The 17019-nt window shown below is 56.6% G+C and carries 11 protein-coding genes; 10 read left to right on the top strand and 1 reads right to left on the bottom strand.

Going from position 1 to position 17019, the window contains the following annotated elements:
- Positions 1 to 32: 32 nt before the first annotated feature.
- From ACMG4M_RS11095 to ACMG4M_RS11050, 10 genes are all read left to right on the top strand, one after another.
- A complete protein-coding gene (locus ACMG4M_RS11095; protein ID WP_414429989.1) occupies positions 33 to 1106 on the top strand; it encodes a cyclic nucleotide-binding domain-containing protein in 1074 nt (357 codons plus the stop codon).
- 104 nt (positions 1107 to 1210) lie between these two features.
- Positions 1211 to 2113, top strand: coding sequence for an NAD(+) kinase (locus ACMG4M_RS11090; protein WP_035247441.1), 903 nt, complete (start codon positions 1211 to 1213; stop codon positions 2111 to 2113).
- Positions 2114 to 2292: 179 nt separating this feature from the next.
- Entirely contained in the window at positions 2293 to 2529 is a 237-nt protein-coding gene (locus tag ACMG4M_RS11085; RefSeq protein ID WP_414431131.1) for a YeaC family protein, read from the top strand.
- A 255-nt stretch (positions 2530 to 2784) separates the two neighbouring features.
- Positions 2785 to 5214 (top strand): hypothetical protein, encoded by a 2430-nt coding sequence (locus ACMG4M_RS11080; protein ID WP_414429988.1) that lies wholly within the window; start codon positions 2785 to 2787, stop codon positions 5212 to 5214.
- Positions 5215 to 5321: 107 nt separating this feature from the next.
- Complete coding sequence (pepN, locus tag ACMG4M_RS11075) at positions 5322 to 7937, top strand: aminopeptidase N (RefSeq protein ID WP_414429987.1); 2616 nt, start codon at positions 5322 to 5324, stop codon at positions 7935 to 7937.
- Positions 7938 to 8253: 316 nt separating this feature from the next.
- Positions 8254 to 10224, top strand: coding sequence for a DUF1302 domain-containing protein (locus ACMG4M_RS11070; RefSeq protein WP_414429986.1), 1971 nt, complete (start codon positions 8254 to 8256; stop codon positions 10222 to 10224).
- Between the two features lie 45 nt (positions 10225 to 10269).
- The gene (locus ACMG4M_RS11065; protein WP_035247139.1) at positions 10270 to 11676 is read left to right on the top strand and encodes a DUF1329 domain-containing protein; all 1407 of its coding nucleotides are present in this window, start codon (positions 10270 to 10272) and stop codon (positions 11674 to 11676) included.
- Between the two features lie 138 nt (positions 11677 to 11814).
- Positions 11815 to 12906 (top strand): WD40/YVTN/BNR-like repeat-containing protein, encoded by a 1092-nt coding sequence (locus ACMG4M_RS11060; RefSeq protein WP_035247140.1) that lies wholly within the window; start codon positions 11815 to 11817, stop codon positions 12904 to 12906.
- 10 nt (positions 12907 to 12916) lie between these two features.
- Complete coding sequence (locus tag ACMG4M_RS11055) at positions 12917 to 15298, top strand: efflux RND transporter permease subunit (RefSeq protein WP_052042698.1); 2382 nt, start codon at positions 12917 to 12919, stop codon at positions 15296 to 15298.
- A gap of 252 nt (positions 15299 to 15550) precedes the next feature.
- On the top strand, positions 15551 to 16561 hold the full coding sequence (locus tag ACMG4M_RS11050) for a quinone-dependent dihydroorotate dehydrogenase (RefSeq protein WP_272963484.1): 1011 nt from the start codon (positions 15551 to 15553) through the stop codon (positions 16559 to 16561).
- A 229-nt stretch (positions 16562 to 16790) separates the two neighbouring features.
- On the opposite strand, the gene rmf is transcribed toward ACMG4M_RS11050, so the two are convergent.
- Positions 16791 to 16997: a ribosome modulation factor gene (gene rmf, locus ACMG4M_RS11045; RefSeq protein ID WP_035247144.1), complete on the bottom strand. Its 207-nt coding sequence runs from the start codon at positions 16995 to 16997 to the stop codon at positions 16791 to 16793.
- Positions 16998 to 17019: the final 22 nt, after the last annotated feature.

Below are 17019 nucleotides of genomic sequence, written 5' to 3'. Positions count from 1 at the left end.
TTGTCACAATAAGAACACCGGGAGCGGCAGTTATGGCACACGAATCCATTGATAAAAGCCTTTTACAGACCTTTGTGCCAGTGAATGCGCTGTCTGGAGACCAGCTGGACTGGCTCCTGGATCAGCAGGAGGTGTGCCGTTATTCGTCAGGAGATGCCCTTTTTTCGCTTGGCGACAAGGACAACACCACCATCTATCTGCTCAGCGGCAAGGTAGAGCTTACCGATGAAGCGGGCAAAACCCGTACCGTCAGTGCCGGAGATACCGCATCCTGGCATCCGCTGGAGCATGCCCAGCCCCGCCGCAGTACGGCTAGGGCTCTGACCGAGGTCAGTGTGGTTCGCTTTGATAGCTTTCGGTTGGACACCATTCTTTCCTGGGACCAGTCTGCCGGTTACGTGATTCTCGATATCAACGCCAACTCCGCTTACCAGAATGATCGTGAGTGGATGATTCGACTGCTTAAATCCAAGCTGTTTCATCGGGTGCCGCCGAGCAATATTCTGGAAATTTTCCGCCGGCTGAAGGCGCATCGCCACAAGCAGGGGGATGTGATTATCCGCCAGGGTGAGGCAGCAGACTGTTGCTACATCCTCAAGGAAGGCGTCTGCGAGGTGGCCATCAGCATGGGTGACAATGCGCCAACACCTGTGGCCATGCTGGAAGAAGGGCAGTGGTTCGGTGAAGAGGCGCTGCTTTCCGGCAAGCCCCGCAATGCCACGGTGACCATGGCCACCGATGGGGTATTGATGAAACTGGAGCGCCAGGATTTTGATGCCTTGCTGCGCGAGCCGATCATCAACACCATGCCCGCTGGGGATGTACTGGGCGCGGCAGAAAAGGGGGCCTGGTGGCTGGATGTGCGCACCAGCGATGAATTTGACCAAGAGCACCTGGTGGGTGCCACCAATATGCCGCTGAATGTATTGCGGCTCAAATCCCGTCTTTTAGACCCCAGCAAGACCTATATTGCTTACTGTGATACCGGTCGACGTAGCGCCACGGCCGCTTTTCTGTTAAAAAACGCCGGCTTGGACGTAATCGTTCTGGATGGCGGCCTGAATGCCAATGCTGCTAACCTGAACGAGTACCTGACACAGGCCTGAATCCGGGGCTGCCACGCTGCAATCACGGATTCAGGCCAGGGTGGTCGCTCACCGCATGGAGGGCGAGCCCTTCACCGGATGCAGCCCAGCTGCCCAGGATTTGTGTGGCGCAAGAAACTTTTAGCAATAAATTCCGCAATATCGGCTTGATTGCCCGTTCTGAAAGTGAACAGGCGCTGTATTCACTGCGCCAGTTGATTCACTTTCTCAATGGGCGTGACTGTACCGTTATCCTCGACAAGAATATCGCCGGCAGCCTGCCGGAAATGGGCCTGCAGGCTGCCTCTGCCACGCAGATGGGGGAAGCCTGTGATCTGGTCATTGTCGTCGGTGGCGATGGCAGCCTGCTGGGTGCCGCCCGTACCCTGGCCCGTTTTGATGTGCCGGTGCTGGGCGTCAACCGGGGTCACCTGGGGTTTCTCACCGACATTCTCCCTTCCGAAATCGAAAGCCGGGTGGGGCAGGTGCTGGACGGTGAGTACACCACCGAAAAGCGGTTTCTGCTGGATCTGGAAGTGCGCCGGGGCAAGACCGTGGTGGGCGAAGGCTGTGCCCTGAATGATATCGTTCTGCTATCCGGTGACAGTGTCCACATGATCGATTTCGAGCTGGTGATTGATGGTCATTTTGTCTATGGTCAGCGCTCCGATGGCTTGATCATCTCCACTCCTACCGGTTCTACGGCCTATGCGCTGTCCGGCGGCGGGCCCATCATGCACCCCAAGCTGGATGCCATGGTGATGGTGCCGCTCAATCCGCATACCCTCACCAGCCGCCCGCTGGTGGTGGCCGGTGACAGCGAGATCAAGATCCATATCACCACCGAAAAGGTCCGACCACTGGTCAGCTGCGACGGCACCGCCGGGATTCGCCTGCAGGTGGATGATGTGATCGCCATTCGCAAGAAACCCCACCGTTTGCACTTGATTCACCCGCCAGGCCATGATTTCTACCAGGCCTGTCGTTCCAAGCTGGGTTGGAGTACCCGCCCCGGCGACAGCAATTAAAAAGCAGTTAACAGTTAATAGTGAATAGTTAATAGCTACAGACAAACAGAAGTATCCCTGTATCCGTTCCAGGCTACGCAGGGCGGAAATAGGCGAAAGCCCATCTCTGCCGAACTGGCAGGGGCTTCTAGCGAGTAAATGCCATGACTTACCAAAGCTTTGATGACCTGATCGCTGCCATGACGCAGGAAGTCTGTGACAACATGCGCCGCGCTATTGAAACCGGCAAATGGGCGGATGGCCGCCCGCTGAGCCGGGAACAGCGTGAAAGCTGCCTCCAGGCCGTTATTGCCTGGGAGGCAAAGAACCTGCCCGAGGAGCAGCGCTCTGGCTATATGGCCCAGCAATGCAAGAGTGGTGAGGACGAGCCGGAGGAGCAACCGGTAACCCTGCGCGCCCCGGATCGTTTGCAGTAGCCAGACTGCCCGCCCCACGGTCAGTGACTGGCGGGTCGTCGCCCGGATACCGCCTGTCGGACCAACGTCAAGTTTTTCCTGTCAAAGACCGTTGGTGCTCTTCCAAACATACTGTATTCTTCCTAGGTGACAACTCTGCTGTGTAGGTTAGCCGGCCTAGATTCGGCGCACAGGGACGATGTCTTTCTGGCTGCGTTATGGGAGATTGCGGCGCAGACAGAAATAAAAAAGATAACAAACGGTTTGGGAGAACCCATGCATATCTACAAGAAAGTACTGCCTGCGGCAGTGGCCCTGGCACTGGCGGCCTGTGGTGGCGGCAGTGATACCGTTCCTGATCAGAGTGAGGGTGCTACCCAAATCGGGACTTTTCCCCGCTTTGACCCGCTTGCATCCGATCTGCCGTTGAATACTGATATTGTCTTCGCGGCAGCAGCAACCAGTGATGGTACTGCAGACTTGGGCGCTCCCACCAATCCGGTGGAAGCGGCAACTAATGGCTTGGACGGCTTTTCTACCAGCGCTTATTTCGATATCGGATTTGCCGGCGGTAGCATTGATCCAGCGAGCCTCTGTACGACGTTGGCTCAGGCGATGGCGCAGTGCGCTTCACCAAATGTTTTCCTTATCCCGCTGGATACTGGTAGCAATGATGCACTGGATCCCGCCAATATCGTCGGCGTTCAGGCTCCGGGTAACTGGCCCGCTGCCAGCGCTGAGGTAGTGTCTCTGGATGGCGGCACCAACAATGTGCTGCGTGTGATTCCTCAGGAGCCTTTGCAGGCCAAGACCAAGTATCTGGTATTTGTTACCAATGGCGTTCTGGACAGTGCTGGTGACCCGATTACTCCGTCCAGCAGCTACAATACGCTGGGTGAAACGACTCCGGCGGTAACTCCCGATCTGCAGCCGGTACGTGATGCTATCGCAGGCTGGGAAACTATTGCTTCAGGTGTCCTGCAAACGCTTTCCGGCGGTGCTATCAGTGCCGAACAGGCAAAAGACAGCATTGCCATTTCCTACACCTTTACGACCACGGACCCCCAGGCGCCACTGGTTGCCATGGCGGCACCTCGTGCAGCACTGGTTCAGGCGCAGGTTGATCTAGGCATTGCTGGCGGCACAGCCGTTGCAAACTCTACAGGACTGGAAGCCCTGGGGCTGTTGAGCACCCCCAAGGCTCGGGATAATGACATTGCTGCAGCAACTGCCGTTGATCTCAATGTTCTGACGGGTGGAACGTTGCCTGCTGGCGTCGGTTCTCTGTATACCGGCTTTATCAAGCTGCCGTACTACCTGACTACGCCTGATACCACCATGAAGATGAGTTACACCCAGGATAGCTGGGTGGCCGATCAGACGCTGGGTGGTGCGTTAAGCGCAGAGTTGCCACCAGGTGCACCGGCATTGCCGCCTGTGGATGCCGATGGCGTGACCTATAATGTGACCTACCGTTACCCGTTTGCGGCGCAGAAGAGTGTTGAGTCGGTGCCGTTGCAGGTCACATTGCCTGAGCCGGATCATGTTCCAGCGAACCCCGCTTTTGGCGGCGCAGACTGTCAAACGGCACGTCCTGCGGGTTACCCGGTGGTGATTTATATTCACGGTATTACCAGTGACAGGGCGTCCGTGGTGGCTTTGGCTCATACTCTGGCATCCGTCTGTGTTGCAACAGTGGCGATTGATTTGCCGCTTCACGGTGTGACGAGTGGAAACCCTCTGGCCGCCTTGCTTGGCGCTGATGCTGTCAGCTCCGCTTATGACCCGGCAGACGTCCCTGTCGAGCGTCACTTTGGCGACCCGGGTGGTTCCGGTGCTCAGTTCATCAATCTGGGAGTGCTCAATAACACTCGCGACAACATGCGCCAGTCCGTTATGGATATGTTGAACCTCAATGCCAGCCTGGACAGCATCAGCACCTCATTGAATGATGCTGGTCTGGGAACTCTGGATACCACCAATGTGAAAACGGTAGGTGTTTCTCTTGGCGGTATTGTCGGTACGGTGTACGCCACCGTGAATCAGAAGGCGATTGGTGCTGAAAGCCTCACCGGCTTTACCAGTAACCTGAAGCCTCTTGATGGGCTGGTGGTTTCCGCCGGCGGTAGCCAGCTGACCCAGATCCTGAACAATTCGCAGACCTTTGGTCCGGTGATTGAGGCAGGCCTGGCAGCAGAGGGTGTTCAGAAGGGCACCACAAACTTCGAACGCTTCCTGTATGTGGCCCAGAGCGCAGTGGATTCCGGTGATCCTGTAAACTTTGCTGAAACCCTGGGATCCCTCGGTGTGCCGGTGCTGGTACAGCAGATTGTCGGTGGTGGTGATGCCTCAGGCCTGGCTGATGCCAAGGTCTATACTGCCGACAAGGTAGTGCCAAATAGCGCCGCTGGTGCGCCACTGGCAGGTACGACCCCGCTGGCAGCCCTGCTGGGTGCCGGGCAGGTTGGCCCAGGGCCTGTGGATGTATCCGCTGCTAACGCTCTGGTAAATCTGACCATCGGCCATCACGCTTCACTGCTGCGCCCCAATGAGGCAAGTGGTGAAATGCCCACCAATGGTGAGAATGTGGCGACTGCAGAACTGCAGACCCAAGTAGCTAGCTTCGTATTGGCGCCGGCATCCACGGCTGTTGGTTCTGCACCGAATGGTAGCAATACCGCGGCTGCCTTTATCGAAGCCCCATAATGGCTGTATTACCGGGCTGATCTTCAGCCCGTGAAATGGCATAGTCACAACACCTCGCTCTGCGGGGTGTTGTCGTTTTTGTCTGCCCCTTTTGTTTGGAGTCTTCCATGGATAGCCCGCAAGCTGATGTGAAAACCACTCGCCTGGCTGATTATACGCCACCGGATTTTCTTGTAGACCATGTGGAGCTGGACGTGGACTTACGGGACGGTCAGACCCGGGTGACCAGCACTATGCAGTTTCGCCTAAACCCTGAGAATACACGGGAAGGTGGTAGTGATCTGATTCTGGACGGTGAGTGCCTGGCGCTTGAGTCGCTGGCAATCAATGGTGAGCCTGTTGCGGAAAATCGATACCGCTATGAAAAGGACAAGTTGACCATCGAAAGCGTCCCTGAGACTTTTTCGCTGACGTCTGTAGTGCGGATAGAACCGGAAAAAAATACTGCGCTCGACGGTCTCTATCGTTCCAATGGCATGTACTGCACCCAGTGCGAAGCGGAAGGTTTTCGTCGGATTACCTTTTTCCCTGATCGGCCGGATGTATTGGCCCGGTTCACGACCACGGTGCGGGCCGACAAGAAGCGCTACCCGCTGCTGCTATCCAATGGTAACCCGGTAGAACAGGGCGAAGAGGGCGATCGCCACTGGGTGACCTGGGAAGATCCGTTCCCGAAACCCTGCTATCTGTTTGCGCTGGTGGCCGGTGATCTGGCGTGTCTGGAGGACAGCTATACCACCGGTTCCGGTCGCCAGGTGTCGCTGCGCCTTTATGCGGAGCACCGCGATCTGGACAAGCTGGACCACGCCATGCTGTCGCTGAAGAATGCCATGCGTTGGGATGAAGACACCTACGGGCGTGAGTACGACCTGGATATCTATATGATCGTGGCGGTAAGCCACTTCAATATGGGGGCCATGGAAAACAAGGGTCTCAATATCTTCAATACGTCCTGTGTGTTGGCTCACCCGTCTACTACCACCGATGCCGGTTTTCAGCGGGTGGAATCCGTGGTGGCCCATGAGTATTTCCATAACTGGTCGGGTAACCGGGTCACCTGCCGGGACTGGTTTCAGCTCAGTCTCAAGGAAGGCTTCACCGTATTTCGAGACCAGCAGTTCTCTGCTGATATGAACTCCGCCGCGGTGCAGCGGGTGGAGAATGTGGACTTTCTGGTTAACCACCAGTTCCCGGAAGATCAGGGGCCCATGGCGCATCCTGTGCGCCCGGCGGAATACCAGAAAATTGATAATTTTTACACGCTGACGATCTATGAAAAGGGCGCCGAAATTGTCCGTATGCAGTATCACCTGCTGGGGCCGGAAGATTTTCGTCGCGCCACTGACCTTTACTTCGATCGTTTTGATGGCCAGGCGGTCACCTGTGATGACTTTGTTGCCTGCATGGAGGAGATCTCCGGGCGGGATCTGACCCAGTTCAAGCGCTGGTACAGCCAGGCGGGTACGCCGGTACTGACCGTGACAGATCGCCTTGAGAATGACCGGTACCTGCTCACCTTCCGCCAGCACACTCCCCCGACACCGGGACAGGCGGAGAAACAGCCGCTGATGATCCCGGTGCGTCTGGCCTTACTGGACGAAACCGGTGAGCCGTTGCCGCTGGATGTGCAGGGCAATCGCGAGAAGGTCATTATTCTCGACAGGGAGGAGCAGACTTTCAGCGTTGATGCCGCAGGGCCGGTTACCCCCTCCTTGCTGCGGGGCTTTTCTGCGCCGGTGGTGCTCGACTACGCCTTCGATCATGACCAGCTATCTCGCCTGCTGGCCCATGACAGTGATGGCTACTGCCGCTGGAGTGCAGCCCAGCGGCTTTACTTCTCCGCGCTGGATCGGCTGGTGAAAGGGGAGGGGGCCGCCGCAGCTGAGGCGCAAGCGCTGGTGCCCGTATTGGAGCAAGTGATCGGTCGGGCCGATGAAGATCCGGCTCAGGCTGCTCTGTTGCTGTCACTGCCTGGTGAAGTGGCCCTTGGCGACAGGCATGCCCCCCTGGATCCTGGCGTCGTCCATGCTGCCCACCATGCCATGAAGCAGGCCCTGGGCAAGGCGTTGCAGGGCCACTGGCTGTCACTGGCAGAGAATCTGATCGCTACTGAGCTGGAAATGGATGGCCGGGCCATGGGGCGCCGCCAGTTGCGCAATCTGGCGCTGGATTATCTGGCAGCGTCCGGTCACCCGGAAGCACAGCGTCTGGCAGCGGAGTTGTTCGAGTTACCGCTGTGTATGACCGAAGAACTGGCTGCGCTGCGGGTGCTGGTGCACTACAACCTGGCCGGGGCAAACCAGGCGCTGGCCCAGTTCGCTGAACGCTGGTCCGAGGAAGCACTGGTAATGGATCAGTGGTTTGCAGTTCAGGCCTCCATGCCTGGGGAGCAAAGCTTGTCACGAATAGAGGCGCTGATGGCGCATCCAGCCTTTGACTGGACTGTCCCGAACCGGGTGCGAGCGTTGGTGGGCACCCTGGCTAACGGTAACCCTTCGGCCTTCCATTCCCAGGACGGGGAGGGGTACCGTCTGTTTGCTGCGGCACTGACTCGTCTTGACGGGATCAACCCGCAGATTGCAGCCCGGTTGGCTAATGCGGCCGCACGTCTGCCAAAGCTGGAAGCGGTGCGCCGTGAGCATCTAGCCTCAGCCTTGTTGACGGTCAAAAAGCAGGCTTCAGATAACCTGAGAGAGGTGTTGGGACGGATACTGGAGGCCTGATACGAGTGGCACTGGCATAAGTCGCGCCGCGAAGCTTTGCTTGCAAAGCTCCTACGGGTGAATCAGGCAACGGGGCTCGGGTCACGTTAATGCCTTCAGGCTGATAGCGGGATTGGTCAGTGCGCACAAAAGTAGTGACTAGCTGGTCGTTAAATGTACACTGAAGGGGGATTTCTTTTTGGTCCCGATATGTAAGAATTAAGACTTAGTCTGGGTGACGGTGTGCATCGGATGGAATGATGGGACCGGTACACAAGGGAGAAGCCGCCACCGGGGCAAGAACAATAAAGCCATACATGGCAATTCGGAGAGCTACATGAATAATAACCCCCTGCGCAAAACCAGGTTAGCGATGGCTGTTGCTGGTGCTGCAGCACTTACCAGTTTGTCACTTCCTGCCTCTGCAATTCAGCTTCAATTCGATAATCCTGACTGGACCGGTCGACTGGATACTGCCTTGTCCGTGGGTGCGTTGTTCCGCACAGAAGGGCAGGATCGGATGCTGGCTGCCAACGGTGATGTGGTTGACATGACCCTCAGAGGCTATGGCTCCCAGGTCAACAAGAACGATGCCAACAACAACTTTGATACTGGTCTGGCGTCTTTGGTTTACAAGATCACCCCGGAGATGGATTTGAGCTGGAAGGGGCGTTACGGCATGTTCGTCCGTGCCACGGCGTTCCACGACCAGCAGATCATGGGCGGAGGCCATGATGGCGGCGCTCTGATGAAATCAGGCCCCTTCGTGCCGGGTAACGGGTTTACCCGTTATGCGACCTATTCCGATTATGCCAATAACGGTATCGGAGATGATTTCAGCCGTGATGCAGAGCGTTATGCAGGCCAGCGGGCTCGCATGCTGGATGCTTATGTCTGGGGCAGTTTCGATCTGTTCGAGAAGCCTCTGAATGTGCGTCTGGGCCAGCAGGTAATTAACTGGGGTGAAGCGCTGTTCATCCAGGGTGGTGTTAACACTGCCAACTACTTCGATCTCAATGCACTGCGCTTGCCAGGTTCTGAAATCAAGGAAGCCCTGTTGCCGTTGGATAGCTTGTACTTTTCCTACGGCCTGACTTTTAACGCGACCCTGGAAGGCTTCTATCAATTCGAGTGGGAGAACTCCGAAGACGCACCAGCGGGAACCTACTTCTCTACTCATGATGCATTCCCGGGTAGAGGCGCTGACAACGTGATTATTGATGGCCGTGTTGTAGCCCTCGGCGCTGGCGCACCGGGTCTGGAAAATGCATTTGCTGCCTATACCGCTCAATTCGGGCCGGGTTACGAGTACGAAGCTACTCAGGTAACGGTTGACCGAATTCGTGATGAGGATGCGAAGGATGGCGGCCAGTTTGGTTTGGCCTATCGTTACTTTGCCGAAGCTCTGAATGGTACGGAATTTGCCCTTTACTATACCCGCACCCATGCACGTACGCCTGTAGTGGGTTCCCGCATCAACAAGATCAACACCTCCGGCCTGGCTGGTGTTCCGGAAACCATCGATACCACTGAATACCAGATGGCTTATGTGGAAGACCAGGACATGTTCGGTGCCAGCTTTAACACCGTTGTCGGCTCCATGTCTCTGGCGGGGGAACTGGCTTACCGGCCCAAGCGTGCGATTATCAATGAAATCGGCGACAACCTGATCCAGTCACTGGCTGGCGCAGCCGCAAACCCTGCACCAACCCTCGGCAGTCTGACTCAGCATTGTGTGCGCGCTGAACTTGGCGGTAGCTGTCTCAATTCCAACTCTCCCGTGCAGGAAGGCCAGCTCTACTACTTCTACGACGAAGTGGAAAGCTACAACGGCTCCCTGGTCAGTATTTTCAACTTCGGCCCTACTTGGGGTACCGATGGTTTGGTGGCCCTGCTGGAACTGGGCGTTGAGCACATCGAAGGCCTTGAGAATCCGGAGCTGGAATATAACTCCACCGCTGCCATTCTTGGCTCTGAAGCCCAGATCCTGAGCCCGGATGACCCCAATAAATATAATCTGGATGATACATCCTGGGGTTACCGTGCGGTTCTGAGAGCGAACTACAACAATATTTTTGCCGGTATTTCCATGGCGCCCAGCATCCGACTTGCCCACGATGTGAGTGGCAACTCCCCGATCGGCGGCAATTTCATGGAAGATCGCAAAGCTGCCACGCTGGGGCTGGATTTTGTGTACCTGAACAACCTGGAAGTGGGCATGTCTGCCACCAGCTTCTGGGGCGCCAAATATTCCAACAAACTGGCGGACCGGAACAACGCTACGGTTTCTGTTAAGTACTCTTTTTAATTTTTTCCGGGTCGGGATTCCGGCCCGTTTATTCGGAGAGCAATCATGTTGAAGAAATTGACCGCCATGGGCAGCGCGCTTGCGCTGTCACTGAGCGTAGCGGCCAATGTGCAGGCTGCCGTGTCCGCACAGGAAGCGGCAAAGCTGGGCAAGTCCCTGACCCCCTTCGGGGCCAACGTCAGCGGTAACGGCAAAGCCGTGTCCACTGGCCTTGGCATCCCTGATTGGACCGGCGGTATCCAGAAGAAGGATATCCCCAAGGAATATACCCGGCCCGGCCAGCACCATCCGGACCCCTACAAGAATGACAAAGTGGTATTCACCATCACCGCCCAGAACCTGTCCAAATATGCCGACAAGGTGCCTGATGGTGTGCAGGGTATGCTGAAAACCTACCCGGATACCTTCAAACTCAATGTCTACCCAAGTCACCGCTCTACCTCTGCACCGCAGTGGGTCTACGACAACACCAAGAGCAACGCCACTCGCGCCACTCTGGCGGAAACCGGCGTTGACAAGGCGTTTGGTGGGATTCCTTTCCCGATTCTGAGCGGTAGCAATGAAGACAAAGCACAGCAGGCGATCTGGAACCACATTCTTCGCTGGCGTGGCCTGTATGTGGTGCGTCGTGCTTCCGAAGTAGCGGTGCAGCGTAACGGTGCCTACTCCCTGATTACTTCCCAGCAGGAAGTGTATTTCCGCTACTACGATCCCAAGTACAACTTCGACAGCCTGGACAACATCATTTTCTACTACCTGTCCTTCACCAAGGCGCCAGCGCGTTTGGCCGGTGGGGCCGTGTTGGTCCATGAAATGCTGGACCAGAAACAGATGCCGCGTCAGGCCTGGGGTTATAACGCTGGTCAGCGCCGTGTCCGTCGGGCGCCGAACCTGGCCTATGATACCCCCATCGCTGCTGCTGATGGTCTTCGTACCGCCGATGACACCGATATGTATAACGGTGCCCCGGACAAGTACAACTGGAAACTGGTGCATGAAAAGCCGGTGGAAATGTTTATTCCCTATAACAACTACAAGATGGACAGCCCTGACGTGAAATACGAAACCCTGCTGCAACAGGGCCACGTCAACCCGGACTATCAGCGCTGGGAACTGCACCGTGTATGGGTCGTGGAAGCTAACCTGAAAGAAGGTGAGCGTCATATCTACGCCAAGCGCCGTTTCTACATTGATGCAGATTCCTGGCAGATCGCCGCCATCGACCAGTACGACCGCCGTGACGAACTGTGGCGCGTGAGCCTGGCCTACATCAAGAACTACTATGAAGTGCCAACCCAGTGGACCGCGCTGGATGTGTTCCATGATCTGCGTGCCCAGCGTTACCACGTACAGTTCCTGGATAACGAAGAGCCGTCCATTCTGGATTATAGCCAGCCGGTACCAGATGATCGTTACTTCCATCCGGCCGCATTGCGCCGCCGCGGACGGTAATGACAAGAAAAAGCTGACCGTTTAACGGCACAGCACTGGCAACGCGACCGGGAACCGACGGGCCATCATCTAGGGCTCCAAGTCCCCGGTCGTTTTGCAATTGGCTCCGTCAAGGAGCCTTCGGGAAGAGATGGGACAATGAGAAAAACACTTTTGCTGGCTGTTGCAGCCATGCTGTCTGCCCCTTTGCAGGCACAGTTTATTGATAACAAGTCGCCGCTGGTTACAGCCAACAACTATCTGGATCTGGCTAACGCCAATGGCCGGATTGTGGCGGTGGGTGACCGCGGCAAAATTCTTTACTCCGACGATGATGGGGATCACTGGCAGGCGGCCAAAACCCCTGAAGAGGTGCTGCTGACAGCGGTTTGTTTTGCGGATGCCCGCAACGGCTGGGCCGTGGGCCATGATGCAGTGGTACTGGGTACCCGTGATGGCGGAGAAAGCTGGACGCTTCAGTACAGCGATCCGCTGGGTGGCAGTGATGATAGCGAGCCGGCTGATGAGAGCATGGATGATCTGTCCATGGACGACATCTATGGCGACCCCTATGAGGACGATGCCTACGGGGATGATCTCTACAGCGATGATCCTTACGAGGAAGCCGCCGCTGCACCCGTCGATACCTCCGGTGCGCCGCTACTGGATGTGCACTGTGAAAGCCGTGACAAGGCAGTGGCAGTGGGTGGTTATGGTTATTATCTGGAAACCTCCAACGGCGGTGAGACCTGGAACAAACGCACCGCTGCACTGAGTAATAACGATGGTTGGCATCTGTACGGCTTTGCGGCCGCTCCCGCTAGCAACGATCGCTATCTGGTTGGTGAAAAGGGCGTCATCTTTCGCTCTTCGGACAAGGGCCAGAACTGGGAAGCGTTGACCAGTCCCTATGACGGGACCTTGTTCGGGGCCACCCCGATATCCGATTACCAGGTGTTGATCTACGGCCTGCAAGGCAATGTGTGGTTAACCGCCAATCGCGGCAGTAGCTGGGCCAAGGTGCCCACCAAGCTGACCCGTGGTGTGAATGACGGCACGGTACTGGAAGACGGCACGGTGGTGCTGGTTACCAATGCCGGCGGCATTCTCACCAGCCACGATGGTGGTCAAACCTTCTCCCTGCGGTTCCTTCCGGACCGTGAATCCATCTCCGCAATTTTGCCCCGAAAGGCAGGCGGCGTTCTTGTCGCCGGCCAGGGCGGAGTGCGTGTGATTGAAGACGTAAAATAAGGGGCACAGCATGTCAGGTCGTATTTCCAAAACCATTGCCGGCGGGCTGTTTTCCATTCGTCCCGTTGTGCTGCTGCTGTTTATTGCAGCGACTGTCTTCCTGGGCTTTCAGGCCAGCAAGATTCAGCTTAATACCGATATCCGCAAAATGGTCCCGCTGGGTCATCCCTATATCCAGAACTTCCTGGAGCACAAGGATGATATGAGCCTGGGTAACGATGTGCGTGTCATCGTTGCAGAAACCCAGAGTGAGGATATCTTCAATCCTGAGTATATGACGGCCCTGAAGGAAATCACCGACGAGGTGTTTGCCCTGGATGGCGTGGATCCCAGCAAAATCAGTTCCCTCTGGACCAGCAATGTACGCTGGAATGAGGTAACCGAGCAGGGCTTCCAGGGTGGTGAAGTGATTCCCGCCGGTTACGATGGCAGCGAAGCGACGCTCGAAGATCTGCGCACCAATGTGCTTCGCTCAGGCCAGGTTGGCCGTCTGGTGGCGGATAACTTCCAGTCCAGTGTGGTGCATGCCCATTTGCTGGATGCGCTGGGTGAAAACGGCGTGGATATTCCCGTGCTGGCAGCGCGTCTTGAAGAGATTCGTGCTACCTATCAGGACAAGTATCCCAACGTTCGAATCCATATCGTCGGCCTGGCCAAAAAAGCCGGTGATGTGATGGCCGCCGCAGAAGAAGTGGCCATGTTCTTCTTCTTCACTCTGGCTCTGATTGCAGTACTGCTGCTGCTGGATACCCGCTGTTTGCGCAGTGCAATGACAGTGACCGTTTGCTCTTTTGTGGCGGTTATCTGGCAATTGGGGATTGTCAGTACGCTGGGCTTCACCATTGATCCTTATTCGATGCTGGTGCCGTTCCTGGTGTTTGCCATTGCGGTCTCCCATGGTGTGCAAATCGTCAACACCCTGGCGAACTACGCTGCAGAAGGGCAGACCCCACTGGATGCGGCGCGTAATACCTTCCAGTCCTTGTATGTACCGGGCATGGTGGCGCTGGTGTCAGATGCCATCGGCTTCCTGACGCTCTATATCATCGATGTGGGCGTGATCCGGGAATTGGCCATGGCGGCCAGTATCGGGGTGGCGGTGATTATCATCACCAACCTGATTGTGGTGCCGATGGTGCTTTCCTACCTGGGTGTCAGCGGTGCATCAGTGCGTAAGATTCAGGCGGGAGAGAAGAAAGAGCACCCGCTGGCCGGGCTGTTTGCCCGCTTTACCCGTAAGCCTTTGGCGGCTCTCTCCATCGTGATCGCAGTGGCCGGTTACGGGGTGGGCATCTACATGAGCCAGGATCTGAAAATCGGTGATCTGGACAAAGGTGCACCAGAGCTCTGGCCGGACCCGTGTGAAGAAATGGATTGCCCGCGCGGTTATGAACCCAAGCCCCGCTATCGCTATAACCACGACGTGAATTTCCTGGTGTCCAACTACTCTGTCAGTGCGGATGTGCTGGTAGTGATGGGCAAGACGCCGGTGGAGTCCTGTAACACCTATCCCGCCATGCAGACCGTGGATGATTTGTCCTGGACCCTGCGCAATGTGGAGGGAGTGCAGGATGTTGTTACCATCTCGTCGGCAACTAAACTGATCTCCACCAACATGAATGAAGGCTCCCTGAAATGGGCTACCATTTCCCGGGACCAGTATGCGCTCAACAATGTCATGAGCTTCATGCCGGACAGCCTCTACAATCTGGACTGTTCCCTGGCCCCGGTGTACGTGTTCCTGGATGACCACAAGGCGGAAACCCTGGACCGTGTGACCGCAGCGGTGGCCGATTTCGCCGAGAAGCGGAACAATGAAGAGGTTATCGAGTTCAAGCTGGCGTCAGGTAATGCTGGCGTGGAAGCCGCCACCAACCAGACCATCGAGGCCAATCAGTATCCCATGCTTGCCCTGGTGTACGCGGTGGTATCGATTCTGGTGCTGATCGCCTTCCGCTCCATTCGTGCGGTGATCTGTATCATCGTGCCGCTGGGGCTGACTTCCATCCTTTGCCAGGCGCTGATGGCGCATCTGGGCATTGGCGTGAAAGTGGCGACCCTGCCGGTGATTGCTCTGGGCGTCGGTATCGGTGTGGATTACGGGATTTATATCTACAGCAAACTGGCTCATTACCTGAAACAGGGTATGGATCTGGAATCCGCCTACCGGGAAACTCTCAAGACTACAGGCAAGGCGGTGGCCTTTACGGGCATCACCCTGGCCGTGGGCGTGATCTTCTGGGCATTCAGTTCCATCAAGTTCCAGGCGGATATGGGCATCCTGCTGACCTTCATGTTCCTGTGGAACATGATCGGTGCCCTGTGGCTGCTGCCCGCTCTGGGCTGCTTCCTGCTCAAGCCTGATGCGGCCCGCGCTCGTCAGAACAGCTAACTGACGCGCTGGTTTCTGTTGGTTATTTTCAAGCCCGGCTCTGCCGGGCTTTTTTTGTATTGGTAAAGTCTGGGCTATCTGGCAAACCCCCTGGTTCAGTTGGAGCCTTTTTCACAAGGCGAAGATTCCCGCCCAGCCAGATTCTCTAAGGCGGCGCGAGCTCGTACTACCCCAGGCTGTCCGACACAAAACATCGAAGTGACGGGGTAGCTTGGCTATAATGCCGGCCATTATCACAATCCGGGTTGTCCCATGCTGTACTCCCTTGCTCGCCCTCTGCTGTTTTCCTTGTCTGAAGAACATGCCCATGAGCTGACTCTGGCCATGCTGCGCAAGCGGGCGGGCAAACTGTGGCCAGGCAGTGTGCCGGCATCCCCGCGGGAAGTGATGGGCATTGAATTCCCCAATCCGGTGGGCCTGGCAGCGGGCCTGGACAAGAACGGTGACTGCATAGATGGTCTGGCGGATCTGGGTTTCGGTTTTATCGAGGTGGGCACGGTAACCCCGCGTCCGCAGCCGGGTAACGTCCAGCCTCGCCTGTTCCGTCTGCCCAACGCCCAGGCGCTGATCAACCGCATGGGGTTCAATAATCTGGGGGTGGACTATCTGGTCGGTGCGGTTAAACAGAGCCGCTACAAGGGCGTGCTGGGTATCAATATCGGCAAGAACAAGGACACCCCGGTGGAAGACGCGGTTCAGGATTACCTGAGCTGTCAGCAGAAAGTCCACGCCTATGCGTCCTACCTGGTGGTGAATGTTTCCTCACCGAATACTCCCGGCCTGCGTAGCCTCCAGCACGGCGACGCGCTGAATGCATTGCTTGGCACCTTGCGCGAAGCTCAGACCCGTCTGGATGCGCAGCATCGTCGTCGGGTACCGTTGGTAATCAAGATTGCTCCGGACAACAGCGAAGAAGAGCTGCAGGCCATGGGCGAAGCGTTTGTGCAGCACGGCATCGACGGTGTTTGTGTGGGTAACACCACCCTGTCTCGCGAAGGGGTACAGGGGCTCCCCAAGTTCGATGAGCAGGGTGGCCTTAGCGGTGCCCCCCTGAAACCCATTGCCAACCAGGCACTGGCTACCATGAGCCAGACCCTGAAAGGGCGAATCCCGATAATCGGGGTAGGGGGTATCAATAGCGCCGCGGACGCGCTGGAGAAGCAGCAGCTGGGCGCCGACCTGGTACAGATTTACAGCGGCTTGATCTATCAGGGACCGGGCTTGATCGGCGATATCGCCCGCGCCTGGCCCAAAGCTATCTAACTAAGCTACGAGCTACGCTGGTTGGATAGGGAAGGTTTGGAAAGTTCTGGGCCGTCGTGATTTCTTACGAAGCCGCTGTAGGAGCCCATGCTTGCATGGCGAACCGTGCGAAGCACGACATCGTCCGAAGGACGATCAAAGCTAGAAGCTGGAAATTTAAAAGGGCCCGGGAGGGGCCCTGTGAGTCGGCGCTTGATGCGCCGGCGGGGTGTTGAACGGGTATAAGGTTTTAGCCGATATTTTTCAGGTTCTGAATGCTGGAGACCCCCAGCATCCCATGTGCGAAATCGGTGCGACCTTCGCGCCAGCCGCCCATCCAGTTGGTGCGTGCACTGAGGGCGCCAAACGGGCATTCCTCACGAGATTTTCCATCCAGGCCGGCGTTGTATCCCCGGCTGTAGGCGCGGTCGTCTTTGTTTCTTTTTTGTCGCTTCATAGACGCTTTCCCTTTCACAGAT

It is taken from the genome of Alcanivorax sp. IL3 (genome assembly GCF_047495465.1).
In the GTDB taxonomy this organism is placed as follows: domain Bacteria; phylum Pseudomonadota; class Gammaproteobacteria; order Pseudomonadales; family Alcanivoracaceae; genus Alcanivorax; species Alcanivorax jadensis.
The sequence above is the reverse complement of the archived record's forward strand: the minus strand, read 5'-3'. Positions and strand labels throughout refer to the sequence as shown.

Bases quoted from the DNA above. Each gene is read 5' to 3' on its own strand.
- ACMG4M_RS11095 (WP_414429989.1), top strand. From the start codon at position 33: ATGGCACACGAATCCATTGATAAAAGCCTTTTACAGACCTTTGTGCCA.
- ACMG4M_RS11085 (WP_414431131.1), top strand. From the start codon at position 2,293: ATGACGCAGGAAGTCTGTGACAACATGCGCCGCGCTATTGAAACCGGC.
- ACMG4M_RS11080 (WP_414429988.1), top strand. From the start codon at position 2,785: ATGCATATCTACAAGAAAGTACTGCCTGCGGCAGTGGCCCTGGCACTG.
- pepN (WP_414429987.1), top strand. From the start codon at position 5,322: ATGGATAGCCCGCAAGCTGATGTGAAAACCACTCGCCTGGCTGATTAT.
- ACMG4M_RS11070 (WP_414429986.1), top strand. From the start codon at position 8,254: ATGAATAATAACCCCCTGCGCAAAACCAGGTTAGCGATGGCTGTTGCT.
- ACMG4M_RS11065 (WP_035247139.1), top strand. From the start codon at position 10,270: ATGTTGAAGAAATTGACCGCCATGGGCAGCGCGCTTGCGCTGTCACTG.
- ACMG4M_RS11060 (WP_035247140.1), top strand. From the start codon at position 11,815: ATGAGAAAAACACTTTTGCTGGCTGTTGCAGCCATGCTGTCTGCCCCT.
- ACMG4M_RS11055 (WP_052042698.1), top strand. From the start codon at position 12,917: ATGTCAGGTCGTATTTCCAAAACCATTGCCGGCGGGCTGTTTTCCATT.
- ACMG4M_RS11050 (WP_272963484.1), top strand. From the start codon at position 15,551: ATGCTGTACTCCCTTGCTCGCCCTCTGCTGTTTTCCTTGTCTGAAGAA.
- rmf (WP_035247144.1), bottom strand. From the start codon at position 16,997: ATGAAGCGACAAAAAAGAAACAAAGACGACCGCGCCTACAGCCGGGGA.